The sequence below is a fragment of the Actinomyces denticolens genome (assembly GCF_002072185.1).
Lineage (GTDB): Bacteria > Actinomycetota > Actinomycetes > Actinomycetales > Actinomycetaceae > Actinomyces > Actinomyces denticolens.
On record NZ_MVIW01000003.1, the window covers coordinates 20,581 to 43,502 of the forward strand.

Here is a 22,922-nt window from a genome sequence, read left to right on the forward strand (position 1 = left end):
CTGCCCGGCTCACCGCCCGGGCGCTGGGGCGGCCTCCCAGACGCCGTCGTTGGTGTCCCCGGGCAGGAGAGGATTGCCGTGACCGATGAACACGGGCTCGACGCCCTGACGGCGCTGGGCCTCCCAGTCGCGCAGGGCGCCGAGCACCCAGCCGATGAGCGCGACGAGCGCCACGAGATTGATGATGGCCCCCGCGCCCAGCAGGATGTCGGCCAGTGTCCACACCGTGGTGAGCGCCTGGAAGGCCCCGAGCGCGGCGCAGGCGACGGCGGCGCACTGCAGGGCCTTGGACACCCAGCGATTCTCGGTGAGGTAGTCGAGGCAGACCTGGGCGTAGGAGAAGGCCCCGATGATCGTCGTGTAGGCCAGGACGACGATGAGGATCGCCATGGGCCAGCGAGTCCACTCCCCCACCAGGAGCGCGATGGCGTCCTGGGTCAGTGAGCCGGCGGCGTCCTTGCCGGTGACGCCGGGCGTGTAGACGGCGTCACCGGCGATGAGGATCGCCAGGGCGGTGGCGGTGCACACGAGGATCGTGTCGATGACGACGCCGAGGGCCTGGATGAGCCCTTGCTGGACGGGGTGGCGCACGGCGGCGGAGCCGGAGGCGCAGGCCGCCCCGCCCAGTCCCGCCTCATTGGAGAACAGGCCGCGGCGCACGCCGTTGAGAATCGCCTGGACAACCCCGCCGGCCAGGCCCGCGAGCCCGGCGCGCAGGCCGAAGGCGCCTTCGATGATGGAGGTGAGCGCCTGCCAGGAGGCCGCCGGATGGGTCACCACGATGCCCAGCACGGCCAGCAGGTAGGCGGCGGCCATGAGCGGGGCGAGGATCTCCGCGACGCGCCCGATGACCTTGAGCCCGCCGAGCAGCACCGGCGCGGTGAGGGCCACGACGATGAGGGCGCTGCCCCATGCGGGGATGGCACCGGCGGCTCCCAGGGCCCCGGCCACCGCGTTGGACTGGACCAGGGGCATCGACAGCCCGTTGGCGGCCAGGAAGAAGACCGCGAAGACCGCGCCGAGCCACGGCAGGCGCAGGCCCTTGGCGATGTAGTAGGGCGGTCCGCCCCTGAAGCTGCCATCGCGGTGGCGGACCTTGAGGACCTGCGCCAGCGTTGACTCCGTGAACGCGGTGGCCGTGCCGAGCAGGGCCACCACCCACATCCAGAGGATGGCGCCGGGACCGCCCAGGACGAGCGCCAGGGCGACGCCGACGATATTGCCGGTGCCCACGCGGCAGGCCAGGCCGACGGCGAAGGCCTGGAAGGAGGACAGGGATCGCCCCCCGCTCGCCCGGGAGCCGACCATCGAGCGGGCGATCGGGATGGAGTGGCGCAGTTGCACGCCGCGGGTGCGGATCGTGAAGTAGAGCCCGGCCCCGATGAGGAGCCAGACGAGGAAGGTGGAGTAGAGGAAGTCCGAGACCTGGGTGAGGACGTCGTTCGGCGCGGGCATGATGGCTCCTCTCAGCGCTGCTCGGAGGCGGGGTCGGCGGCGGGCGCGGGGATCGCGGCGGCCTTTCCGGAGGTGGGGCCGCCGGTCGCCGTCGCCCCGTCCCAGACGCCTCCGGGCAGGTCACCGGGCAGGTGGGGGTTGGAGCGGCCGACGAACACCGGGGCGCGGCCGGCGCGCAGCTGGGCATCGAAGTCCTTCAGCGCACCCAGGGCCCAGGGGGCGAGGCGGACGATGACCACGAGGTTGAGCAGGCCGAGCAGCCCGAGGGCGATGTCGGCCAGGGCCCACACCACGGGCAGGTCGAGGATGGTGCCGGCGAAGGCCGCGGCGGTGAGGGTCAGGCCGAAGACCTGCTCGGCGCGTCGCTGGCCGCCCAGGTAGTTGACGTTGACCTGCGAGTAGGAGTAGCAGCCGAGCACGGTGGAGAAGACGAGGACGAAGATGAGGACCACCATCGGCCAGGTGGTCCAGGCCCCCAGGTGCTCGGCGACGGCCTGCTGGGTCAGGACCGCCCCGATGCCCTTGGCGTTGTCCGCCGTGTAGGTCCCGGGCGCGTAGGTGCCGGTGGCGAGCAGGATGAGCAGGCCGGTGGCGGTGCACACGAGGATCGTGTCGATGAACACGCCGAAGGACTGGATGAGGCCCTGGCGCACCGGATGGGTGGTGGTGGCGGTGCCCGCGGCGTTGGGCACGGTTCCCAGGCCGGCCTCGTTGGAGAACAGGCCGCGGCGCACGCCGTTGAGGACCGCTGCGACGATCCCGCCGGCCACTCCGTACAGGGCCTGGTCGGCCCCGATGGCCCCCCAGAGGATCGAGCGCAGGACGCCGGGGAGCTCGGTGATGTTGAGCGCCAGGACGATGACGGTCATGGCCACGTAGACGAGCGCCATGACGGGGGCCATCCACTCGGTGATCCGGGCCACCGACTTCAGGCCGCCCAGGACGACGGGCCCGGTGAGCATGACGAGGAAGACGCCGACCATCCAGGGCTCCACGGATGGGACGGTGGCGTTGATGACCCCGGCCAGGGAGTTGGTCTGCACCATGACCACGGTGACGCCCACCGAGACGATGCACAGGACGGCGAAGACGGCGCCCCAGGCGCGCGAGCCCAGGCCGTTCTTGATGTAGTAGGCGGGACCGCCGCGGAAGGTGAAGTCGCGGCCGCGCTCCTTGAAGATCTGCGCGAGGGTCGACTCGATGAAGGCGGTGGCCATGCCGATGAGCGCGACGACCCACATCCACAGCAGCGCGCCAGGGCCGCCCATGAGGACGGCGATCGCGACGCCCGCGATGTTGCCGATGCCCACGCGCGCCGCCAACCCCACGGCGAAGGCCTGGAAGGAGGAGATCCCGCCCTCGGCCCCATTCCGCGACCGGGTCAGCGCCCGCGCCATGGTCCCGAAGTGCCGGGCCTGGACGGCACGGGTGCGGATCGTCAGGTACAGGCCGACGGCGATGAGCAGCGCGGCGAGCACGTAGGTGTAGAGGAAGTCATCGACCTGACCGAGCTGCTCGGCGAGGGTAGCCGCGGGCAGGGCTGTCGGTGCGGTGAGCGGTGCGGGGGTCATCATGAGTCCTCTTCGTTCGTCAGGAACAGTGCTCGGCGCCGGTCGAGGCGGCCGGCTGGGTCGATCGGGGGTCTGAGGGGACGGCGTCGTCGCGCGAGGACCACACGTCGCCGGGAACGTCCCCGGGCAGGCGGGGATTGCCGCGCCCCACGAAGAGAGGCTCGACGACGCCGGCCCGGATCTGGGCCTCGTAGTCGCGCAGGGCGCCCACGCCCCAGCGCGCGAGCCAGAGCAGGGCCACGAGGTTGGTCAGCGTCATGACGGCCATGGCGATGTCGACGGCGTTCCACACGACGTCGAGGGTGAGGATGGCGCCGGCGGAGGCCGAGACCACGGAGAGCACGCGCACCGCCCAGCTCGCCCAGCGCCGAGGCCCCACGAGGTACTCCATGTTGACGTCGGAGTAGACGTAGGCCGCGATGATGGACGAGTAGGCGAGCACGAAGATGAGCACCGCCATGGGCGCCACGGTCCAGCCGCCCAGCTCGTGGGCGATGGCCAGGGTGGTCAGCGTCGCGGGGTTGGCGTCCGGGGAGGACCAGACCTCGGGGCCGGCGATGAGGATGACGAAGGCGGTGGCCGTGCAGACGATGATCGTGTCCACGAAGACGCCGAGGGACTGGATGAGCCCCTGCTGGACGGGGTGGGCGACGGTGGCGGTGGCGGCGGCGTTGGGAGCAGTGCCCTGACCGGCCTCGTTGGAGAACAGGCCTCGCTTGGTGCCGTTGACGACGGCGGCGAGGATGCCGCCCCCCAGGCCCCCGGCGATGGGCTCGGGGGCGAAGGCGGCGCGCACGATCTGCCCCAGAACGCCGACGAACTCGTGGATGTTGGTCAGGCAGATGAGGACGACGAGGCAGATGTAGATGAGGGCCATGATCGGCGCCATCCACTCGGTCACGCGCGCCACGGCCCGCACCCCGCCGAAGACGACCATCGCGGTGAACACGAAGATGAGCGCGGCGACGACGAGCTGGGCGGAGGTCAGTCCCCCGACGCCGGGCAGGGGCGCGGCGTCGTCGGCGCCGAAGGCGGCCAGCAGGGTCCCGGCCACGGAGTTGGACTGAACCGAGGTGATGATGAACCCGCAGGTGACCAGGGAGATGACGGAGAAGACGACGGCGAGGGGACGGCTTCCCATCCCCCTGGTCATGTAGAAGGCGGGTCCGCCGCGGAAGGAGCCGTCGGCCGAGCGGACCTTGAAGATCTGGGCGACGGTCGCCTCGAAGAAGGCCGTGGCCATGCCGACCAGCGCCACCACCCACATCCAGAAGATCGCGCCGGGGCCGCCCATGAGGAGGGCGGCGGCCACGCCGAAGACGTTGCCGATCCCAACGCGCGCGGCCAACGAGATCGCGAAGGCCTGGAAGGAGGAGATGCCGCCGTCGGCACCACTGCGCGCGCCCCGCACCTGCCGGATCATGGAGCCCAGGTGGCGGACCTGGACGCCCCGGGTGGCGATGGTCAGGATGATGCCCGTGCCGACCAGCACCCACATGGTGATGTGGGCGGTGATCCAGTCGGCGATCTCCTGGAGGTTCGCCGCGAGTGCGTCCATGCTGCGCCTTCCGCCGGGGATGGGAACGCCGGGCATGCTCTCATGAAGCGGCCCCTGCGCGAAGCGCCGTGCCGGATCCTGGGCCGTGGCGCCGAGCAACACGTCGAACGACGGACGGGCGAGCGCCACCAGCGCTACGACGAGGAGGAGTCGTCATCCCCGTCGGCCCTCGGCGATCTCGGGCCTGCGACGGGTTCGCGCACGACGCCGAAATCGATGAGGAGTTGGAGGGGACGGCCCTCCTCGTCCAACCCCCACGACACGCCGTATCCTCCATCCCCAAACCCCGCGAGCGATTCGGCGCCGATCGGGGTTCCCGCAGCGTCGCTCATCAAGGTCCACGATTCTGAGAGCGCCAAGGATGTCCTTCGCCACTCTCGCCGCGTCAGGGAGAAGAAGCCCTCGGCATCCGCGATGAAGGCACTCCCCGTCTCGACGCCGATGGCGTTGCCCATATGCGGCACGCCATGAGCACCTTCCCAACGCACCGGACGAGCCTCGTCACTGCCTTCTGGATCGAGGAGGACGCGAAGCGCGGCCACTCGGTCTCCCCGCATCTCATCATGGGCGAGGAGTGCCTGCGCGCGGACAGGCCCTGGTGGTAGTGCGAGGGCGCACACGTCGGCATCCTCCGGCCAGCCAGGATCGCCGACGGCCAGGTGGCCCCCCTGAACGAAGATCCCCAGGTCGATGATCTCGGTTCGTCGAATAGGAACGTTATCCATGGCCTTCGCCCGCGCCTGCGGTCCCAGCTCGGGATCGTCCTCGTAGTCCGCCGCGATCTCCTCCCATGCAGGGCCCTCCCATAGGTAGCCCAGCCGATCGACCAGCGGCTCGCGCGCCCAGCCATCACGGAAGAACGCGTCCGGATCCGGCGAAGCATCCACACCACGCTCGCAGAAATCGTCCGCCGCAGTCGCCTTGGCGATCAGCTCCGCTCTCACCGCCGGTTCCATGAGCGGAGACGATGGCTCCTCGTAATACGACTCGATGGGATTCATGCGCCAGTCGCCATCGACGAGCCATAGGTCCGCCTCGAGGCGGCTCCCTCCGATCGCGTTCCCATCCCTTCTCATCGAGACGCGGGCGTAGGTGCCGTAACGCTCAATCCGGGTGATCGTCACAGTGTCGGGCGAGAACTCGGGATCGGAACCGAAGGAGGCGCGAGTGAAGGTCGAGGGCTTGAGGCAGTGCGCGGCATGCACCTGGGTGAGCCGTCGACCCCAGGCCTCGAACGGATTGACCGTCCCGTCCTGCCTCGGCTCGTCGAACAGGGGTGCGACCTGCCCATGCGCCCGAGCGTAGTCGGCGATGAAAGCGCTCACACGCTCCTCAGGGGTGGCGGCGGGAGACGAGGCCATACGGGGCTCCTCGGGGTCATGGCGATGCGACGTCCGGCTCACAATAGTGCTCCCTCAGCGCTCCTCCCCTTCTCAGCCCCTTCTCAGAGCGTCCCGGACGCTGTGGGGCGAGCGATTCCCGTGTGGGACGATGGCGCCATGTCGACCGGCACCGCTCCCCAGGCCCCCGCGCTCAACGCGATGCTCGACGCCCTCATCCCGGCCGATGACCCGCAGCGCGTGCCCGAGCCGGAGGAGGTCTATCTCGCCTTCACCGAGTGGGCCGAGTCCACGGGCCGCCCCCTCTACCCCCATCAGGACGAGGCGCTGAGCGAGATCCTTGAGGGCCGTCATGTCATCGCCGCGACCCCCACGGGCTCGGGCAAATCGATGATCGCGCTCGCGGCCCACACGGCCTCGCTCGCCCGCGGCGGGCGCTCCTACTACACGGCGCCCCTCAAGGCCCTGGTGAGTGAGAAGTTCTTCGAGCTCGTGCGGCTCTTCGGGGCGGACAACGTCGGCATGGTCACCGGGGACACCTCGATCAACGCAGCCGCGCCCATCATCTGCTGCACGGCGGAGATCCTGGCCAACCAGTCGCTGCGCGAGGGCGAGGAGCTGGACACGGACTGCGTCGTCATGGACGAGTTCCACTACTACGCCGACCCGCAGCGCGGCTGGGCCTGGCAGGTGCCGCTCCTGGAGCTCCCCCAGGCGCAGATGGTGCTGCTGTCGGCCACCCTGGGGGACGTGTCCTACTTCGTGGAGGACATGGAGGCGCGCACGGGCAGGGAGGTCGCCGTCGTCGATGATGCGGTGCGGCCGGTCCCGCTGGAGCTGGAGTACTCGGTGGAGTCCATCGAGGAGCTCCTCACCCGGCTGGTGGGCCAGGACAAGGCCCCCGTGTACGTCGTCCACTTCTCCCAGAAGGAGGCCGTTGAGCGCGCGACCTCCCTGCTGAGCGTCGACCTGGGCCTGACCAGGGAGCGCAAGGCGGAGGTGGTCGGGGCGATCGGCGATTTCCGCTTCGGCCCGGGCTTCGGGGCGACCCTGTCCAAGCTGCTGCGAGCGGGCATCGGCGTCCACCACGCGGGGATGCTGCCGCGCTACCGCAGGCTCGTGGAGAGGCTCGCCCGTGCCGGCCTGCTCAGCGTCATCTCGGGCACGGACACCCTGGGGGTGGGCATCAACGTACCGATCCGCTCGGTGGTCATGACCTCCCTGGTGAAGTTCGACGGCGCGAAGGAGCGCCACCTGACCGCCCGCGAGTTCCACCAGGTGGCCGGCCGCGCCGGGCGGGCCGGCTTCGACACGCGCGGCTATGTGACGGTCCAGGCGCCCGAGCACGTCATCCTCAACGCCAAGGCCCTGGCCAAGGCGGGCGACGACGAGCGCAAGCGCCGCAGGATCGTGCGCAAGAAGGCCCCGGAGGGCCGCGTCAACTGGACGGATAAGACCTTCGAGCGGCTGCGCGACGCCGCCCCGGAGACGCTCACCAGCCAGTTCCGGGTCACCACCACCATGATCCTGGGCGTCATGGAGCGGCCGGGCAACCCCGTGGCGCATATGGCCGGGCTGCTCGCCCGCGCGCAGTCCACGGCGGCCGAGCGGCGCGCCCACGTGCGCCGGGCCCTGGACATCTACCGCTCGCTGCGCACGGCGGGCGTGGTGGAGCACGTGCCGAGCGCCGTGGCCGCCGCCGATGGCCGGCCCCGCCTGCGCCTGGCGGTGGACCTGCCCGGGGACTTCGCCCTCAATCAACCGCTCGCCCCCTTCGCCCTGGCCGCGATGGACCTGCTGAATCCCGAGTCGCCGGAGCACGCGCTGGATGTGGTCAGCGTCGTCGAGGCGACCCTGGACGACCCCCGGCCCCTCCTGTACGCCCAGCAGAGGGCGGCCCGCGGCGAGGCGATCGCGGCGATGAAGGCCGAGGGGATGGACTACGAGGAGCGGATGGCCGCCGTCGAGGAGATCACCTGGCCCCAGCCGCTGGCCGAGCTCCTGGCCCCCGCCCTGGAGATGTACAAGCAGGCCAACCCATGGACCGCTGAGCACGAGCTGCGCCCGAAGTCAGTGGTGCGCGAGATGGTGGAGAACGCGATGACCTTCTCCGACCTCGTCTCCCGCTACGAGCTCGGGCGAAGTGAGGGCGTCCTCCTGCGCTACCTCACCGACGCCTACCGGGCGCTGCGCCAGGTGGTCCCCGAGGAGCACCGCACCCCCGAAGTCACCGAGCTCATCGACTGGCTGGGGGCGCTGGTACGCGCCGTCGACTCCTCCTTGCTCGATGAGTGGGAGGCGCTCGGTCAGGCGCAGGCAGGCAGGGCGGGCGAGGTCGCAGGTCTGCTGGAGGGCGACCGTCCCGGTGCGGATGACTCGGCCGGGGTGGAGCGGGCCTTCGGAGCAGGCGAGGACGGGATGGTGGCCTTCACCCGCAACCGTCACGCCTTCCGGGTGGCGGTGCGCCGCGAGATGTTCCGGCGCGTCGAGCTCATGGCGCGCGACGACGTCGAGGGCCTGGCGCGTCTGGACGCCGCGTCGGGCTGGGGCGAGGACCGCTGGGATGAGGCGCTGGCGCGCTACTGGGACGAGTACGACTGGATCGGCACAGATACCTCGGCCCGGGCGATCTCACTGGCGCCACTCGACGAGGCCCCCGACGAGGCGGCCCTGGCCGCCGCCGGGATCAGCGAGCGTCTGCGCGAGGCCCTGGAGACCTCCGGGCGCCAGGTGTGGCTGGCCACTCAGGTCCTGGAGGACCCCGACGGCGATCACGACTGGCGCCTGACGGCCCTGGTGGACCTGGCCGAGTGCGACCGGGACAAGCGCGCAGTGGTCCACCTGCTGTCCGTGGGCCCGCAGCAGGGCTAGCCCGCCACGTTGGTATTGGCCTTGAGCCTCACCGGCTGTCGCAGGATGGTCTTCATCTTCTCCGGCGCCACGCGCCTGGGGTCACTGAGGTAGATCTCGTGGTGGGGGCCGTTCCAGGTGAGCCCGAGACGCGGCATGACCTCATCGTGCAGACGCGCCAGCGTGGGTGCCTCGTCGTCGTAGGTGCCCACGTGGAGGATCTGTAATGAGCGGCCCTCGCTCAGAGGGAGCTCCTTGAGAGCGGAGACGGGAAGCTCAGGCTTCTTGCGTGCCGCCTGTCCAAGGCCGTCGGCGATGTCGCGTGCCGAGACCGCGTCGGGCAGCGGGATCATCATGGTCCAGTTCCACTCCCCCTTGTCGCGGGCGACGAAGGCGGAGCTGTCAGCACTCGTCCACAGCCCCTCAAGGGGTCCGACCACGAAGTCGTCACCAGTGCGCTTCTTCAACACCGCGCGGATCGCATAGGCGCCCGCGTACAGCGCCTGGATCGCTGAGGCGTAGGCCGGTGAGGTGTTGGGGTCGCCATGGCCGTCGATGGCCAGGTAGGTCATGGGCGGCACGTCGACCTCCGTGAAGTCGGCTCGTCCCGGCTGGTAGAGGTCCTTGCGGTCCTTCTTGATGTCAGTCCTCATCGCTGCCTGCTTCCTTAAGAAGAGTTCGGGTCCAGGTGAGATCCGCTTCCTGACGCAGGATCTCGTAGTCGAAGATGGCCAGGGCGTGCTCCTCGTCGCCCTGAGCGCGCAGGCCGCGAAGCTCTTCAAGCGTCTTGCGGAGTGCCTGAGCACGTCTCTCAAGCCCAGCCACGAGCTCGGGATCGTCGAGCCGGGAGTAGGCATTGATCGCCGGGAGCACACCGGCGGTGGGCGGGACCGGAGTGAGGACGCGCTCACCGGCGGCCTCGGCCAGCTCGCGCTGGCCGGCGTCGGTGACGCGGAAGACGGTGCGACGCCCCGTATGCCCCTCGTCGGGCTCGACGAGGCCTCGTTGCGCCAGTCGTTTCAGGACGTAGTAGACCGAGGAGAAGGCCAGGGAGGTCCACTGGCGGTATCCGCGCTGCTCGATGACCCGGTCGAGGTCGTAGCCGTGGCGCGGCTGCTCAGCAAGGAGCGAGAGGACAACGATGTCGGCGTCGGAGGACATGTCATTACTCTAGCACTAGAGTAGTGGTGCGCAAAGGCAGCCGGGAGACTGGGACTCCGCACCGGAGATGTCGGAAGGTTGTGCGGCTACGCTCCGACCGCACAGGCGAGCTCGCGGATCTGGGTCGGGCGGGTACGACAGCAGCCTCCGACGAGCCGGGCCCCGGCGGCGATCCAGGAGGGTGCCAGCACCCCGAGCCCGGCGCCCTGCCCCGCTGCCCGCCAGGTCTTGGTCACCGGGTCGTAGAGGTCCCCGGCGTTGGGATAGGCCACCAGCGGCTTGCCGGTAGCCGCGCGCAGGACGGTCAGCGCTCGGCCGACGGCGTCGGGGGCCACGCAGTTGAGGCCGACGGCCACGACCATGTCCTGCCCCTCGGCCCAGGCTGCCACCTCGGTGAGTGGACTGCCGTCGGCCAGGCGGTCGCCGTCGGGCTGCACCTGGAAGGAGACCCAGCACTCGACCCGGGGCGCCAGAGCCTTCACCATGGCGACGAGCGCCCGCGCCTCATCCAGACGCGGAAGGGTCTCCAGGGCGAACAGCTCGACCCCCTCCCCCACCAACGCCTCGATGCGGGGCTGATGAACCTCCCGGAAACGGGGGTCACCGGGAACGTCGACGTCGTAGGCCCCGGTGTACTCACTGCCGTCAGCCAGGTAGGCGCCATACGGCCCGAGCCCTCCAGCCACGAGCACCAGAGCCTCGGGATGCCCGGCCTCGAAGCGGCGGGCGGCCTCCTGGGCCAGGCGGGCACCGGCCGCGATGATCTCTCGTGCCTGTGCGGCGTCGTACCCGCAGTGGCACAGGGCCGGGAGCGTTGCCTGATAGGTGTTGGTGGTGATGACGCGAGCCCCGGCGTCCAGGTAGTCGGTGTGGACCTCGCGCACGACGTCGGGCGCCGCAGTGAGTGCGAGCGCCGACCACAGGGCGTTACGGGTGTCGACACCACGGGCGTCGAGCTCGGTCCCCATCGCCCCGTCCAGGATGACCGGGCCTCGCGCCAGAAGGGCGGACAGCCGTACTGATCGAGGTCCGGAAGAGGTGTCGGGCACCGAGAACGTTCGCATTGCGACACGGTATCGGATAGGCCCGGGGTGTCCCAGTAGCGTCCCGACCATGGCTCCCGTGGCAGATTCCCATCACGCAGCCGCCCTATCGGCGGCACCTCCTGCTCCACCCCCACGGCCCGGAAGCGGCCACCCTGAAGGTCCGGGTCACGTCACCGCGCTGGAGCGCCGCATGAACCGGCGCCACCTCATGATGATCAGCTTCGGCGGGGTCATCGGCACGGGGTTGTTCCTCTCGACCGGCAACACGATCTACCAGGCCGGCCCGGCGGGGACCGTTCTGGCCTACTCCATCGGCGCCGTCATCGTCTACCTGGTCATGCTGTGCCTGGGCGAGCTGAGCGTGGCGATGCCCTTCACCGGGGCGTTCCACGTCTACGCGCGCCGCTTCATCGGGCCGGCCACGGGCTTCGTGACGGCGGTGCTGTACTGGCTGACGTGGACGGTGGCGCTGGGCAGCGAGTTCACCGGCGCCGCGATGATCATGCACGGTTGGTTCCCGGGTGTCCCCGAATGGGTGTGGGCGGCCGCCTTCATCGTGCTGATCCTGGTGCTCAACATGGTCTCGGTCAAAATCTTCGCCGAGGCGGAAACACTGCTGTCGGGGATCAAGGTGGCGGCCATCATCATCTTCATCCTTCTGGGCGCGGCCGCGATCATCGGCCTACTGCCCTATGAGGGGAGCCGGTCGTTCCCGGGGCTGACGAACCTGTACAAGGACGGCTTCTTTCCCAACGGTTTCGGCGCGGTGTTCACCACGATCCTGGCCGTTAACTTCGCCTTCTCAGGCACCGAGCTCATCGGCATCACCGCAGGCGAGGTGAAGGACCCGGGCGCCACGATCCCCCGCGCGATCCATGCCACTCTGGCCCGGCTGGTTGTGTTCTTCATCGGCTCCATCGTCGTCATCGCGGCGCTCATCCCATGGGAGGACGCGGGAGTGGAGGAGAGCCCCTTCGTCACCGTCCTGGACGGGATCGGGATTCCCGGGGCCGGGGACATCATGAACGTCGTCATCCTGGCCGCCATCCTGTCGGCGGCGAACTCGGGGCTCTACGCCTCGACCCGCATGCTGTGGTCCCTGGCGAACGAGGGGACTCTGCCGAGGGCGCTGGCGCGCACGAACCGCTTCGGGGTGCCCGCCCTGGCGATGGGCCTGTCGATGATCGGCGGTCTGGCCGCGCTCCTGACCTCGGTGTACGCGGCGTCGACGGTCTACCTCGTGCTGGTGTCGGTCTCGGGCCTGGCCGTGGTGCTCGTGTGGGTGGCGATCTCGGCCTCGCACCTGTCGTTCCGGCGCAGGTGGGCGGCCGAGGGGCACGGCGTCGAGGAGCTGGCGTATCGGGCGCCGGGATACCCGTGGGTGCCGATCGCGGCACTGGTGCTGACGACGGCGTCGTGCCTGCTCATCGTCTTCGACCCGGTTCAGCGCCCGGCCCTGGGGATCACGGCGGTGTTCCTGGCGGCGTGCTACGGGGGCCATTGGGCAGCGGCTCGCCGTGTCAGCCTCTGATCGGATCGGGGATCTCCGCGCCGCTCGGGCACGCGGATCGGCGTCCTCAGAGCAGGCCGCGCCCGGGGACGACCCGCTTGCCGAAGGGGAAGCAGGTGACGGGGATGAGCTTGATATTGGCGATGGCCAAGGGGATCCCGATGATCGTGATGGCCTGGGCGAAGGCAGTGGTCACATGCCCGATGGCGAGCCACAGGCCGGCGATGAGGAACCAGATGACGTTGGACAGCCCGCTCATGACGCCGGCGCCCGGGCTGGGGACCACCTGGCGGCCGAAGGGCCACAGCACGTACCCGGCGATGCGGAAGCAGGCCACCCCGGCGGGGATGGTGATGATGAAGACGCAGGCGATGATCCCGGCGAGGATGTAGCCGAGGAAGAGCCACAAGCCGCCGAAGGCGACCCAGATGAGGTTGAGCAGCGTGCGCATGGCACAGTCCTATCACACCGGGCTCAGCACGCGAACGATCCGATGGCCATCCGCCCGCAGGATCCACAGAAAACGGCCCAGATCATCGAGGCGAGTGTCCCGATGATGAAGCGCTCAGTGGAACCGGGTTTGTCCTTGAGATCCGCCCACCGCCCCAGGCCCTTAACTGCTATCACACCGGCGATCCATGTGCCTTGGCCTGCCAGAACGGCTCCAGTGATCGCGATGCGCTCCAGGACACCGATCATCGCACCACCCCGCAACAGCTCCTCGTTCGCCCTGTCCCCGCTCTCGCCGACAGGCCCGTCACCGAGCGATGATCGGCGCTGCCCGCCCTGCCCCGCGCGAGGCTTGAGAAGGGGGACGCGGCGCCCGTCGGGCGAGCTGGCGCGCCCGCCTGACCGCTCGGGAACGCGGGCGAACGCCAGGAGGAGGCGGACGAACAGCCAACCGCCCGCGGCCGAAGCAATGAACGCGGCGAAGCCCGAAAGAACAGCCTCGATACTCATTCCCGCTTCCCCTGGGGCTCGTCAGCGGCCGCGTGGTCCAGCGCGTCCAGGAGACGGACAAGGTGAGCGGCACCGTCGCGCTCGATGTCAGCCCCAGCGGCGAGTCGACGCTGGGAGACGGCCTGGGGGCTGATCCCCAGGACAGTGGCTGCCTGCTGCCCGCTCATGCCGCCTTCGAGGAGATCGATGGTCTGCCACTGCGCCTCGCTTCGGCGCTGGAGCAGGGACACCAGGAGCCCGGCCACCGCCTCGACAGCAGCGGCGCGCTCACTTCCGGGCAGCCCTCCCTCGCGCACGGCAACCGATGGCGATCGACTCTTCGAGGCCTCGACGGCATCGCGCGCGGCGAGGAAGGCCGCCCCCCTCCCGGAACGGGAGGCTCCATCGGGCCCCAGCTCACCGGCACCGCCGCCAATGCCGATATGCCAGTCCCCCTCGCGGGTCATGACGCGCAGAGCGCTCCACACCGCGTCCGCATCCTGAGGGACTCCCTGGACCTCATCGCCGACGGTCCGTTCGAAGGGTGCGCGTACGGGAATGCCGCGCAGGGCCTCCAGCAGGGCGGGCACACGATCAGGAGCGGTGCGCGAGCCCCGCTGATCGACAGTCATGACAAGCATCTCACCCTCATTCCGGCGACAGTTCAGTTCATCAATGTTGAAGCCTTGATAGCCCTGCATCAATGCTTCTACCTTGATCAAACTATATCAAGACTAAGACCTTGATCGCAGTGGAGGATCCGGATCGTCCCAGTCACCAGAAGACGCGCTGGGCGATGGCGTCGGCGAAGTTGTTGAGGGCGTCGGGGGCCGAGCCCAGATAGAGGCCGGCGTCGATGAGCGAGACCTCCATGAGGTAGAAGCCCCCCTGGCCGTCCTCGACGACGTCGACCCGGTTGAACAGCAACTGGATGTCGCGCCCGGAGCGCTCCTTGATGTGCTGATGGATGGCCTTGCGCACCCGCTCTCCCCACAGCCACTCCTGCTCGCTGGGCTCACGCGCCGTGACGATCTCCTCGTGGACCTCGTCCGTGGAGCGGAAGGAGGGGTGCAGCATGGGGGCCTTCTCGACGGCGTGGGAGAGCACGCCGTTGAAGTAGACCAGCGAGAGCTCGCCCCTGCGGTCCACCTCCTCGAGGTAGCGCTGCACCATGACGGTGCGATCCCGCGAGAGATGGTGCATGGCGTCGTTGATGGCCGCCGAGCGGGAGCCGGCGTCGATCGCCGTGTAGCGTCCCGTGCCGCGGCCGCCCGAGGAGATGGCCGGCTTGACCACGAAGTCGCCGAAGGCCGGGAACCGGCAGTGCACCTGGTGCTTGGACAGCCCCGCATCGGGCTCCAGCCACAGGGTCGGGATCATGGGCGCGCCGAGCTCGCTGAGGCGGCGCAGGTAGTGCTTGTCCGCGTTCCAGGCGACGACGTCGGGGTGATTGGCGAGGCGCGGGACGGAGCGCGTCCACGCCATGAAGTCCTCGTAGCGGTCGCTCTTGGCGTAGTCGCGCACTGAGCGCAGGACCACCATGTCCGACTCGCACCAGTCCACGCCCGGCTCATTCCACACGGCGATGCGCGGCTCGATGCCCCGCTCGCGCAGCGCATCGGGCAGGGCGCGGTCGTCCTCATCGAGTCCTGGGAAGTCGGAGGAGGTCGCGAGGGTCACAATCGGCATGCTCACGGTCCCACCGTACCGCGCGCACGGCCCTAGGCCCCACCTCCGGGGCTGTGAGAACCAGCGGGACGGCGAGCCCCCTCCACCCCGGGCCCGACGTCCCACCGCGGCCGCTGCGGACCTCCACGAGCGCACCGGCCCGCGCTGGCGCCATAATGCCGCCATGAGCGCCCCCGAGCAGACCGACTCCAGTCCCCTCCCCATCGATGCCGCCTCCCCCACCACCGCCTCGCCGTCGTCGGCGCTGCGCGGCTTCTACCCGGAGATCGAGCCCTACGCCACCGGCCTTCTCGAGGTGGGCGACGGCCAGAGCGTCTACTACGAGGAGTGCGGCAACCCGGCGGGCATCCCGGCGGTCTTCGTCCATGGCGGCCCCGGCGGCGGCTGCGCACCGGCGCACCGGCGGTGCTTCGATCCGGAGAAGTACCGGATCATCCTGTTCGACCAGCGCGGCTGCGGACGCTCCCTGCCCCACGCCTGGGAGCCGGAGGCGGACCTCACGGCGAACACCACCTGGCACCTCGTGGAGGACATGGAGCGCCTGCGCACCCACCTGGGCGTCGAATCATGGCTCATCTTCGGCGGGTCCTGGGGATCCACCCTGGCCCTGGCCTACGCCGTCACGCACCCCGAGCGCGCGGCCGCCCTCGTCCTGCGGGGGATCTTCACCCTGCGCCAGCGCGAGCTCGACTGGTACTACGAGGCGGGCGGCGCGGACATGGTCTGGCCCGACGAGTGGGAGGCCTACACGGCGGCGGCCGGCGACGGCGTGGGCCCCGGCGGGTACATCGAGCGCTACCACGAGCTGCTGACCAGCCCGGACCCCGCCATCCACGGCCCGGCGGCGATCGCCTGGACCACATGGGAGGCGGCGACCTCCACCCTCCTGCGCGACCAGGAGCACATCGATGAGGTGCAGGACCCGGCCTTCGCCCTCACCTTCGCGCGCATCGAGAACCACTACTTCGTCAACCACGGCTGGATGGACGACGGCGAGCTGCTCACCCGCGCCAGGACACTGGCCGACCACGGCATCCCCGGGGTGATCGTCCAGGGCCGCTACGACATGTGCTGCCCCATCGGCACCGCTTGGGCTCTCCACCGCGCCTGGCCGGAGGCAGAGCTGCGCATCAGCCCCACCGCGGGCCACGCCTTCAACGAGCCCGAGACCCTCGACTCGCTCATCAGGGCCACTGATCGCTTCGCCACTGAGCTTGCAGGACTCGCAGGACGCGCCGGGCTCGCGGGATCCGCGGCGCCCGCCGGATCGGCGCGGCTCACTGCGCGGGGAGGCGCCACCCCCACTGAGGCCTGAGATATCAGGCACATCGAGGGCCACAAGCCGCTCCCGGCTGGACTCGCTGCACACCCCGGAGGTACAGTCTGTCTCCGTTGCCAAGCGCTCGCGCCTGGCGATCATGACAATCCAATGCCTCCTTAGCTCAGTTGGTTAGAGCACCTGACTCTTAATCAGGGTGTCCAGGGTTCGAGTCCCTGAGGGGGTACGACGACTCCCGGCCCAGCCGGAAGCCGCTCACCAGAGCCTCCTTAGCTCAGTTGGTTAGAGCACCTGACTCTTAATCAGGGTGTCCAGGGTTCGAGTCCCTGAGGGGGTACGACGACTCCCGGCCCAGCCGGAAGCCGTCGGCCACGCGAGTGGCCGATCACCGCTAGCTCAATTGGTAGAGCAGCTGACTCTTAATCAGCGGGTTCAAGGTTCGAGTCCTTGGCGGTGTACCACGTTTGGATCGGCGCGATGCCGCTGCGGGAATGAATCCCGAGCGCACGCCGCCGTGCCGCGAGCGCCGAGGCGCCCTCCCCCGTGGAGAACCCTCCGGGAGCCCTGTGCCGTTCGCGCCCACCGTGACCATCCGCCGGAGCGCGTCAGCGCCACCGAGCAGGTTCCCTGCCGTCCCTGCCCGCGCCCGGCATTGAGGAGCCCTCGCAGAAGGGCTGAGATGAGAAGAAGGAGAGAGCAATGACGAACATCATCAGCATCATCGCATCCCGCGAGGACGCCGAGCGCGAGCTCGCCGCGGCCCGTACCGAGGTCGACTCCCTGGTCGCCACCGCGTCCCCGTCCCGCCTAGAGCGGGCCCTGGAGCGCCTGCAGGCCGCCGAGGAGGCCCTGGACCTGGCCGCCTGAGGCACGGGCCGACCGGAAGGACAACGCCCAGGTCGGATACGGACAGGAGACGGATCATGAGCACTCTCGCCGTCGGGGACACGGCCCCGGACTTCTCACTGACTGATGCCTCCGGCGCCGAGGTCGGCCTCGCCGAGCTGCGCCAGAGGGCCGACGCCGGCGTGGTCGTCTACTTCTACCCCCGAGCCTCCACGCCGGGCTGCACCAAGGAGGCCTGCGACTTCCGCGACTCCCTGGCCTCCTGGCGGGCCGCCGGCTACGAGGTGGTAGGCATCTCCCCCGACTCCCCCGCCGCCCTGGCGCGCTTCGCCGAGAGGCAGTCCCTGCCCTTCCCGCTGCTGTCCGACCCCGATCACACCGTCATGGAGGCCTGGGGCGCCTGGGGTGAGAAGAAGAACTACGGACGCGTCGTCACCGGCGTCATCCGCTCGACTGTCGTGGTGGACACCGCGGGGAAGGTCCTGCTGGCCAAGCACAATGTCAAGGCCACCGGGCATGTCGGCCGCCTGCGCGCCGAGCTCGGCATCGACTGAGATGGCGCTGCGTCCGGCGGGCCGGAGCTGACCGCGCCGCGGGGCGCCCGCCCGAGCGGGTAGGCTCGTCCGCGAGCGCGAGTGGCGGAATTGGTAGACGCCCCAGGTTTAGGTCCTGGTGCCTTCGGGCGTGAGGGTTCGAGTCCCTTCTCGCGTACCACGGCACTCCTCTACAAAGCCCAACCGGGCGAGCAGGGGGCGGGGAGCGTCGCACTCCACGGCTGCCGACGGCATTCAGTCCTGCGGCGGTGCTCTCAGCGGCTCGCAACGACGCCATCGCACAGGACGAGTTCGTGCTCCGGCGCCAGAGCGCCCGTATCCTCGTCGTGGGTCAGCAGCAGCACGCCCCTCCCCTGGTCGGCGAAGCGCCGGATGACGCCGAGCACCCGCCTGGCCGACGACGGGTCGAGGGCGGAGGTCGGCTCGTCCAGGAGCAGGATTCCCGGCTGCACGGCGAGGGCACGAAGAAGGGCGAAGCGCTGGCATTGCCCTCCGGACAGGCCGGCCGGCACGCGTCCCCACTGATCGGCGTCCAATCCCAGAGGTTCCAAGAAGTCGCCGGGATCCATCGCGGGCCGCGCGTCGTCTATCGCCTGCCGCATGGTTCGACGCGGATTGAAGGCCGATCGGGCATCCTGCGGCACGTACTGAATGCGCCGCCGCTGCGCTTCTGCACGAGCGAGCACAGGAGCGGGGACGGTGCGGCCGTCCAGCTCGATCGTCCCGCCGACGATCGGCGTCAGGCCGACTAACGCCCTGGCGATGGTCGTCTTGCCCCCACCGCTGGGCCCTCGCAGCACCGTAACCTCCCCCGGGCGCATCTCGAGAGTGAGGTCGCGGGCCACCAGGCGGCCTCCGGGGGCGGCGATGTCGGCATTGCGCGTGATCAGAATGGGCCGGGGCCGTCGCGCGGCGCGAGGACCGGCATGCGCCGTCGACGCCGGGGCGCCAGATGGCCCCAGCCGCCTGACAGCGCAGCCCAGGGCCTCAGCGGCCTGTTCGTCGTGGGTGACCATGAGCAGGGCGCAGCACAGGCCCCCGGACAGTCCGGTAAGGACGTCGAGGACCTGGCGGCGAGCTGCCGGGTCCAGCCCGGCGGTCGGCTCGTCGAGCACGAGCAGCGGGCATCGGCGCGCGAGAGCCCGCGCCAGTGCCAGGCGGCGCTGCTGCCCTCCGGAGAGCTGCCAGGGCCGGCGGGCGAGGAAGACCGGGTCAGTGGGGAGCCCGACCATCTCCAGGGCGAGCCTCGCCTCCTCGCGGGCCTTCCTGCCGCGGCACCGCGCGGCCTCGCGGAGAAGGGCTCCTAGGCGCATCGTCGGGGTCAGGCTCGGACCGGCCTCCTGGGGCAGATAGGCGACGTGGGCTCGCACGTGCCGCCTGGTCGCATCCTGACTCCCGCTCACCTCGCGCCCGGCGAGGCGCAGCGTTCCCGAGCGGCTGAAGCCGGGAGGAAGATCGTCGAGGAGCGCCCGCAGTAGGGAGGTTTTCCCCGTCCCTGAGGGGCCCATGATCGCCACACGCCCACCCATGGCTACGCTGAGATTCAAGTGGTCCACGAGAACCCGGCCATCAGGGGCGCTGATGCTCAAATCGATGCAGTCAAGGACGGTCATCACGCCCTCCCCGTTCAACAGAGGCGGCGATCAGGGCGATCAGGGCGGTAGCGAGGACCAGGGCCATCCCCGGGGCGAGGCAGGCCCAGGGGTTCAGGCTGAACCCGGTGATGTTCTCTCTGAGCGCCCTCGCCCAACTGTCCCCGAGCCCGGGGGCGAAGCCGAGGAAGCTCACGGCCGCCACCAGTTGGATGGCTGCGAGGAGGCGCAAGCCCGCCTCAGCCGCAATGACACCCGTCAGGATCGGGATCACGTCGCGGACCGCTATTCGCAGGAGACCGTCCCCCAGTCCCATCGCGACCTCCACATGGCCGCAGCGCGCCAGCTGGGCGGTGGCGCCCGCCGTCACACGGGTGAAGGGGACCAGGCCGGTGAGCACGACGGCGGCGACCATCGTCGTCGCCTCGGCGCCCAGGCCGAGCACGATGACCAGGGTGAGCGCGACCGGTGGGATGATGAGCAGCACGTCACCCGCGCGCAGGACGACGGCGCGCAGGCCAGAGGGCCCCAGCCCCAGCAGTGCACCCAGCAGGGTGCCGACGACCACGAGCGTTGCCGCCGCGGCCCCGGGTACCAGGAATGTCCCCGGCGCGCATTCGACCAGCCGCGCCAGGACGTCCTCGCCCAGCGCGTCGGTCCCCAGGATGTGGCGGCCATCAGGGGCCTGGAAGGGAAGCCCCCGGGATGCCGGCAGGAACCGGCCGACTAGGGGGCCCGTCAGGCAGCCGAGGGCAAGAACGGCCATCGTGGCGACGCGCGGTCGCCGCATTCCCAGCATCATCGCGATGCCAGCCTCGGATCGAGTCTGCGCGCGGCCAGGTCGCACACGAGCACGCTCACGGCAATGACGGCGGCCAGGACCGTGACGATCCCGACCGCCACTGGGGTGTCCCTCTGACTCACGGCCCGTCCCAGGAGGGAGCCGATGCCGGGGAACTCCACCAGCTGCTCCACCACGACCGTGGAGCCGACGAGTCCCGAGGCCATCCAGCCGAAGAGCTGGAAGAGCGGCGCCAGGGCGCCGGGAAGCAGATGGTGGAGGAGCACGCGCCTCTCGGAGACGCCCATGAGGCGGGCCGCGCGCACATGGGCGGTCCGCTCCTGCCTCTCCACCACGGCGGCTGTGTAGCGGGCGACCCAGACGATCACGGGCAGTGCCATCGCCAGGACCGGGATGACCATCGCCTCAGGCCGCTGCCAGGGCCATTGACCCGTCTGGAGCCTGGACAGGGAGGGCAGCAGCCTCCAGGAGACCGCGAGCAACCCCACGGCCACCGATCCCACGACGAAGTCGGGCACGGCGCCGATCCCCAGGAGGACGGCGCCGGCGATGCCGCGCCCCCGTGGGCGCAGGCCGATCATCGTTCCCAGGGGAATGCCGACTCCGAGCGCCAGTGCCGAGGCCGCGCCGGCGAGCACAGCAGAGGCCCCCAGGCGGGGAGCGATCAGGTCGGCTACCGGCTGGCCAGTCAGAATGCTCGTGCCCAGGTCCCCGCTCAGGAGTCCTCGAAGCCAGTGCCGCATCTGCTCCAGGGCAGGACGATCCAGGCCCATGGCGGCCCGCAACTCGGCCAGGCGCCCGGCGGTCGCGTGAGGACCCAGGATGTTGGTCGCGGCGTCACCGGGCAGGAGGGTGACCGCGCACCAGGCCAGGCAGCCGGCTGCGAGCACGCTGACCGGGGCCCAGACGATGCGCGCGGCCAGGACGGTGCGCGGGTCCGGCCTCATGAGCGGGAGAGGCTCGCCCGATCGAAGACCGGGATCCCCTGAGCCAGGCCCATGTCCTTCAGACCGGGGATACTGGCATCCAAGACGGTCTGATAGCCCCACAGGACGGTTCCGCCCTCCTCCCAGATCTTGCGCTGGGCCTGCCCGAACAATTCGGCACGGGCCTCGGCGTCGAGGGTCGACTGGGCCCGGGCCAGCAACTCGTCGAACTCGGCGGGCGCGTAACCGGAGATGTTGAAGAACCCGGTGGATCCGCTGAAGCTCCCCAGGTAGGCGCCCGCATCGCGGTTGAGGTAATAGGCGACCTGCATCGGCGTGGACAAGACCACCTCCATATCAGCGAAGAATGCGTCCGCCTCCACCGGCTCCACGGTGGCGGTGACCCCTGCCGCGGCGAGTTGGTCCACGAGCAGCTTGGCCGCGGATGTCAGGCCCGGCGCGATCTCCGCGGCACGGATGGATATCTGCGTCACCCCGGCCTGCGCGAACAGCTCGCGGGCCCGACTCGGATCGTGCTCGCGCTGGGGGATGTCGGAGGCATAGCCCTCCAGCCCCAGACCTACCAGGTCATTACCGACCTGCCCCTCGCCGAACAGGACTGTTGAGACCATCTCCTGGCGGTCGATGGCCAGCTTCACGGCCTCGCGCACGGATGGGTCGTCGAAGGGAGGCGCCTTGACATTCATTTCGAAGCCCAGGACCTGCGCATCGGCCGTGGAGCCGCGATGGATGATGATGTCGGGGTTGGCCTCCTCGGCCTTGACGATGACGGGATCAAGGCGCGTCGCCACGTCGATCTCGCCGCTCTTGAGGGCGTTCATACGGGTCTGCGGGTCGTTGATGACGCTGATCTCCAGGCGCGTGATCGCCGGAGTCCCACCGCGGTGATCCTGCCGGGCTTTGAGGACGATCCTACTGCCGGGCTCATAGGCCTCCAGCTCGTAAGGGCCCGAGCCGACCGGAGCGGTCCAGTCCTCGAACCCCTCGGGCACGATGAAGGAGGCGAAGGCCAGCACCGTGGACAGGAAGTCGGCGCGGGGCCGCGTGAGCGGGACCACGAGAGTGCGGTCGTCCACGACCTCGATCGAGGCGGCGTCCATATCCTGGTAGAAGCTCGCGTACCCCGGGCTCCTGGAGGGGTCGGACAGAAGAGACAGGCTGTAGGCGGCATCCGCTGCTCTCACCGGCCTGGCGGTCGTGCCCGCCCCGGCCAGGATCGCGTCATCGCGGAGGACGATCGTCCACCGGGTGGCGCCCTCGTTGGGGGTGACGCTCTGCGCGACGACTGGGGTCACCACGCCATCGCGCAACTCCACGAGAGTCTCATAGAGATGCCTGATGGCGATGTAGTCGGCCTGGCCGTTGGCCATAAGAGGGTTGAGGTTGTCCGTGCTCGCGCCCAGGGCACCGACGCGCAGGGTGCTCTGGGAGGGGCCGAGGGTCCCGTCCCGACCGGAGCAGCCGGACAGCGCCAGTGCCGTCAATGCGGGGGCCAGCATGGTGAAAGCGCGTCGTCTCATGTCAGGACTCCTGCGATGCGCGGCGCCCGGGCGGCGCCGTCTCGGGGACTAGCGGCTCGTACGGGCGAACCGCTCGGGGAAATGCGCCGATAGGCGCTCGTGCCGAACAGCGGCGCATCCTGATCGGAGACACGGTCCTCTTCGGCGAGGTCATGCGCTCCGACAGCGGTGGCACGGCCGTCGGGGATCACGAAGCAAAATGATATTGATTCTTATCCGCACATGCAATCGGCGTGCGCCCGGCGCGGACTGCCCGCCACCCC

General features: G+C 69.9%; 20 protein-coding genes and 3 tRNA genes. 8 read left to right on the forward strand and 15 right to left on the reverse strand.

All coding sequences use genetic code 11. The features are described from left to right. Positions 1–9: 9 nt before the first annotated feature. From B1H55_RS01305 to B1H55_RS01320, 4 genes are all read right to left on the reverse strand, one after another. A complete protein-coding gene (locus B1H55_RS01305; RefSeq protein ID WP_073452266.1) occupies positions 10–1,455 on the reverse strand; it encodes an alanine/glycine:cation symporter family protein in 1,446 nt (481 codons plus the stop codon). Between the two features lie 11 nt (positions 1,456–1,466). Further along, a complete protein-coding gene (locus tag B1H55_RS01310) occupies positions 1,467–3,026 on the reverse strand; it encodes an alanine/glycine:cation symporter family protein (RefSeq protein ID WP_077240166.1) in 1,560 nt (519 codons plus the stop codon). 19 nt (positions 3,027–3,045) lie between these two features. Beyond that, on the reverse strand, positions 3,046–4,584 hold the full coding sequence (locus B1H55_RS01315) for an alanine/glycine:cation symporter family protein (RefSeq protein ID WP_080461534.1): 1,539 nt from the start codon (positions 4,582–4,584) through the stop codon (positions 3,046–3,048). Between the two features lie 134 nt (positions 4,585–4,718). Continuing rightward, entirely contained in the window at positions 4,719–5,909 is a 1,191-nt protein-coding gene (locus tag B1H55_RS01320) for a DUF4241 domain-containing protein (RefSeq protein ID WP_157750273.1), read from the reverse strand. A gap of 216 nt (positions 5,910–6,125) precedes the next feature. Between B1H55_RS01320 and B1H55_RS01325 the strand changes: the two genes are divergently transcribed. Beyond that, entirely contained in the window at positions 6,126–8,795 is a 2,670-nt protein-coding gene (locus B1H55_RS01325; RefSeq protein WP_077240165.1) for a DEAD/DEAH box helicase, read from the forward strand. On the opposite strand, the gene B1H55_RS01330 is transcribed toward B1H55_RS01325, so the two are convergent. The 3 genes from B1H55_RS01330 to mmuM form a co-directional block, all read right to left on the reverse strand. Continuing rightward, positions 8,792–9,427 (reverse strand): GyrI-like domain-containing protein, encoded by a 636-nt coding sequence (locus B1H55_RS01330; RefSeq protein ID WP_073452269.1) that lies wholly within the window; start codon positions 9,425–9,427, stop codon positions 8,792–8,794. The genes B1H55_RS01325 and B1H55_RS01330 overlap by 4 nt on opposite strands. Next, positions 9,417–9,935, reverse strand: a complete 519-nt coding sequence (locus B1H55_RS01335) for a PadR family transcriptional regulator (protein ID WP_073452271.1) — start codon at positions 9,933–9,935, stop codon at positions 9,417–9,419. Before B1H55_RS01335 ends, B1H55_RS01330 begins: the two co-directional genes overlap by 11 nt. Positions 9,936–10,021: 86 nt before the next feature. Then, the gene (mmuM, locus tag B1H55_RS01340; protein WP_077239974.1) at positions 10,022–10,999 is read right to left on the reverse strand and encodes a homocysteine S-methyltransferase; all 978 of its coding nucleotides are present in this window, start codon (positions 10,997–10,999) and stop codon (positions 10,022–10,024) included. A gap of 172 nt (positions 11,000–11,171) precedes the next feature. Here mmuM and B1H55_RS01345 point away from each other — a divergent pair, with 172 nt between their 5' ends. After that, positions 11,172–12,512: an amino acid permease gene (locus tag B1H55_RS01345; protein ID WP_073452275.1), complete on the forward strand. Its 1,341-nt coding sequence runs from the start codon at positions 11,172–11,174 to the stop codon at positions 12,510–12,512. A 46-nt stretch (positions 12,513–12,558) separates the two neighbouring features. Here the strand turns inward: B1H55_RS01345 and B1H55_RS01350 are convergent, their stop codons facing one another. The 4 genes from B1H55_RS01350 to B1H55_RS01365 form a co-directional block, all read right to left on the reverse strand. Beyond that, positions 12,559–12,942, reverse strand: a complete 384-nt coding sequence (locus tag B1H55_RS01350; protein WP_077239973.1) for a YccF domain-containing protein — start codon at positions 12,940–12,942, stop codon at positions 12,559–12,561. A gap of 23 nt (positions 12,943–12,965) precedes the next feature. Then, positions 12,966–13,451, reverse strand: coding sequence for a hypothetical protein (locus B1H55_RS01355; protein WP_073452278.1), 486 nt, complete (start codon positions 13,449–13,451; stop codon positions 12,966–12,968). Then, complete coding sequence (locus B1H55_RS01360) at positions 13,448–14,071, reverse strand: hypothetical protein (protein WP_073452279.1); 624 nt, start codon at positions 14,069–14,071, stop codon at positions 13,448–13,450. Before B1H55_RS01360 ends, B1H55_RS01355 begins: the two co-directional genes overlap by 4 nt. 133 nt (positions 14,072–14,204) lie before the next feature. Beyond that, entirely contained in the window at positions 14,205–15,125 is a 921-nt protein-coding gene (locus tag B1H55_RS01365) for an ATP-grasp domain-containing protein (RefSeq protein ID WP_073452281.1), read from the reverse strand. A 157-nt stretch (positions 15,126–15,282) separates the two neighbouring features. Between B1H55_RS01365 and pip the strand changes: the two genes are divergently transcribed. The 6 genes from pip (at position 15,283) to B1H55_RS01395 (ending at position 17,958) form a co-directional block, all read left to right on the forward strand. After that, entirely contained in the window at positions 15,283–16,434 is a 1,152-nt protein-coding gene (gene pip / locus B1H55_RS01370) for a prolyl aminopeptidase (protein WP_231952566.1), read from the forward strand. Positions 16,435–16,550: 116 nt separating this feature from the next. After that, positions 16,551–16,624, forward strand: a tRNA-Lys gene (locus B1H55_RS01375). A gap of 37 nt (positions 16,625–16,661) precedes the next feature. Further along, positions 16,662–16,735: transfer RNA gene (locus tag B1H55_RS01380), tRNA-Lys, on the forward strand. Between the two features lie 362 nt (positions 16,736–17,097). After that, a complete protein-coding gene (locus B1H55_RS12590) occupies positions 17,098–17,265 on the forward strand; it encodes a hypothetical protein (RefSeq protein WP_167370537.1) in 168 nt (55 codons plus the stop codon). 56 nt (positions 17,266–17,321) lie between these two features. Next, positions 17,322–17,798, forward strand: coding sequence for a thioredoxin-dependent thiol peroxidase (gene bcp / locus B1H55_RS01390; protein WP_077239972.1), 477 nt, complete (start codon positions 17,322–17,324; stop codon positions 17,796–17,798). Between the two features lie 75 nt (positions 17,799–17,873). Further along, a tRNA-Leu gene (locus B1H55_RS01395) sits at positions 17,874–17,958 on the forward strand. A 94-nt stretch (positions 17,959–18,052) separates the two neighbouring features. Here the strand turns inward: B1H55_RS01395 and B1H55_RS01400 are convergent. Genes B1H55_RS01400 through B1H55_RS01415 form a run of 4 tightly spaced genes read right to left on the reverse strand, consistent with a single transcriptional unit; the run spans position 18,053 to position 22,659 of the window. Beyond that, positions 18,053–19,411, reverse strand: a complete 1,359-nt coding sequence (locus B1H55_RS01400; RefSeq protein WP_073452285.1) for an ABC transporter ATP-binding protein — start codon at positions 19,409–19,411, stop codon at positions 18,053–18,055. After that, positions 19,398–20,180, reverse strand: coding sequence for an ABC transporter permease subunit (locus B1H55_RS01405; RefSeq protein ID WP_073452287.1), 783 nt, complete (start codon positions 20,178–20,180; stop codon positions 19,398–19,400). The genes B1H55_RS01400 and B1H55_RS01405 overlap by 14 nt, the downstream gene beginning before the upstream one ends. Positions 20,181–20,188: 8 nt before the next feature. Continuing rightward, entirely contained in the window at positions 20,189–21,139 is a 951-nt protein-coding gene (locus tag B1H55_RS01410; protein ID WP_073452289.1) for an ABC transporter permease, read from the reverse strand. Then, positions 21,136–22,659, reverse strand: coding sequence for an ABC transporter substrate-binding protein (locus B1H55_RS01415; protein ID WP_077239971.1), 1,524 nt, complete (start codon positions 22,657–22,659; stop codon positions 21,136–21,138). Before B1H55_RS01415 ends, B1H55_RS01410 begins: the two co-directional genes overlap by 4 nt. Positions 22,660–22,922: the final 263 nt, after the last annotated feature.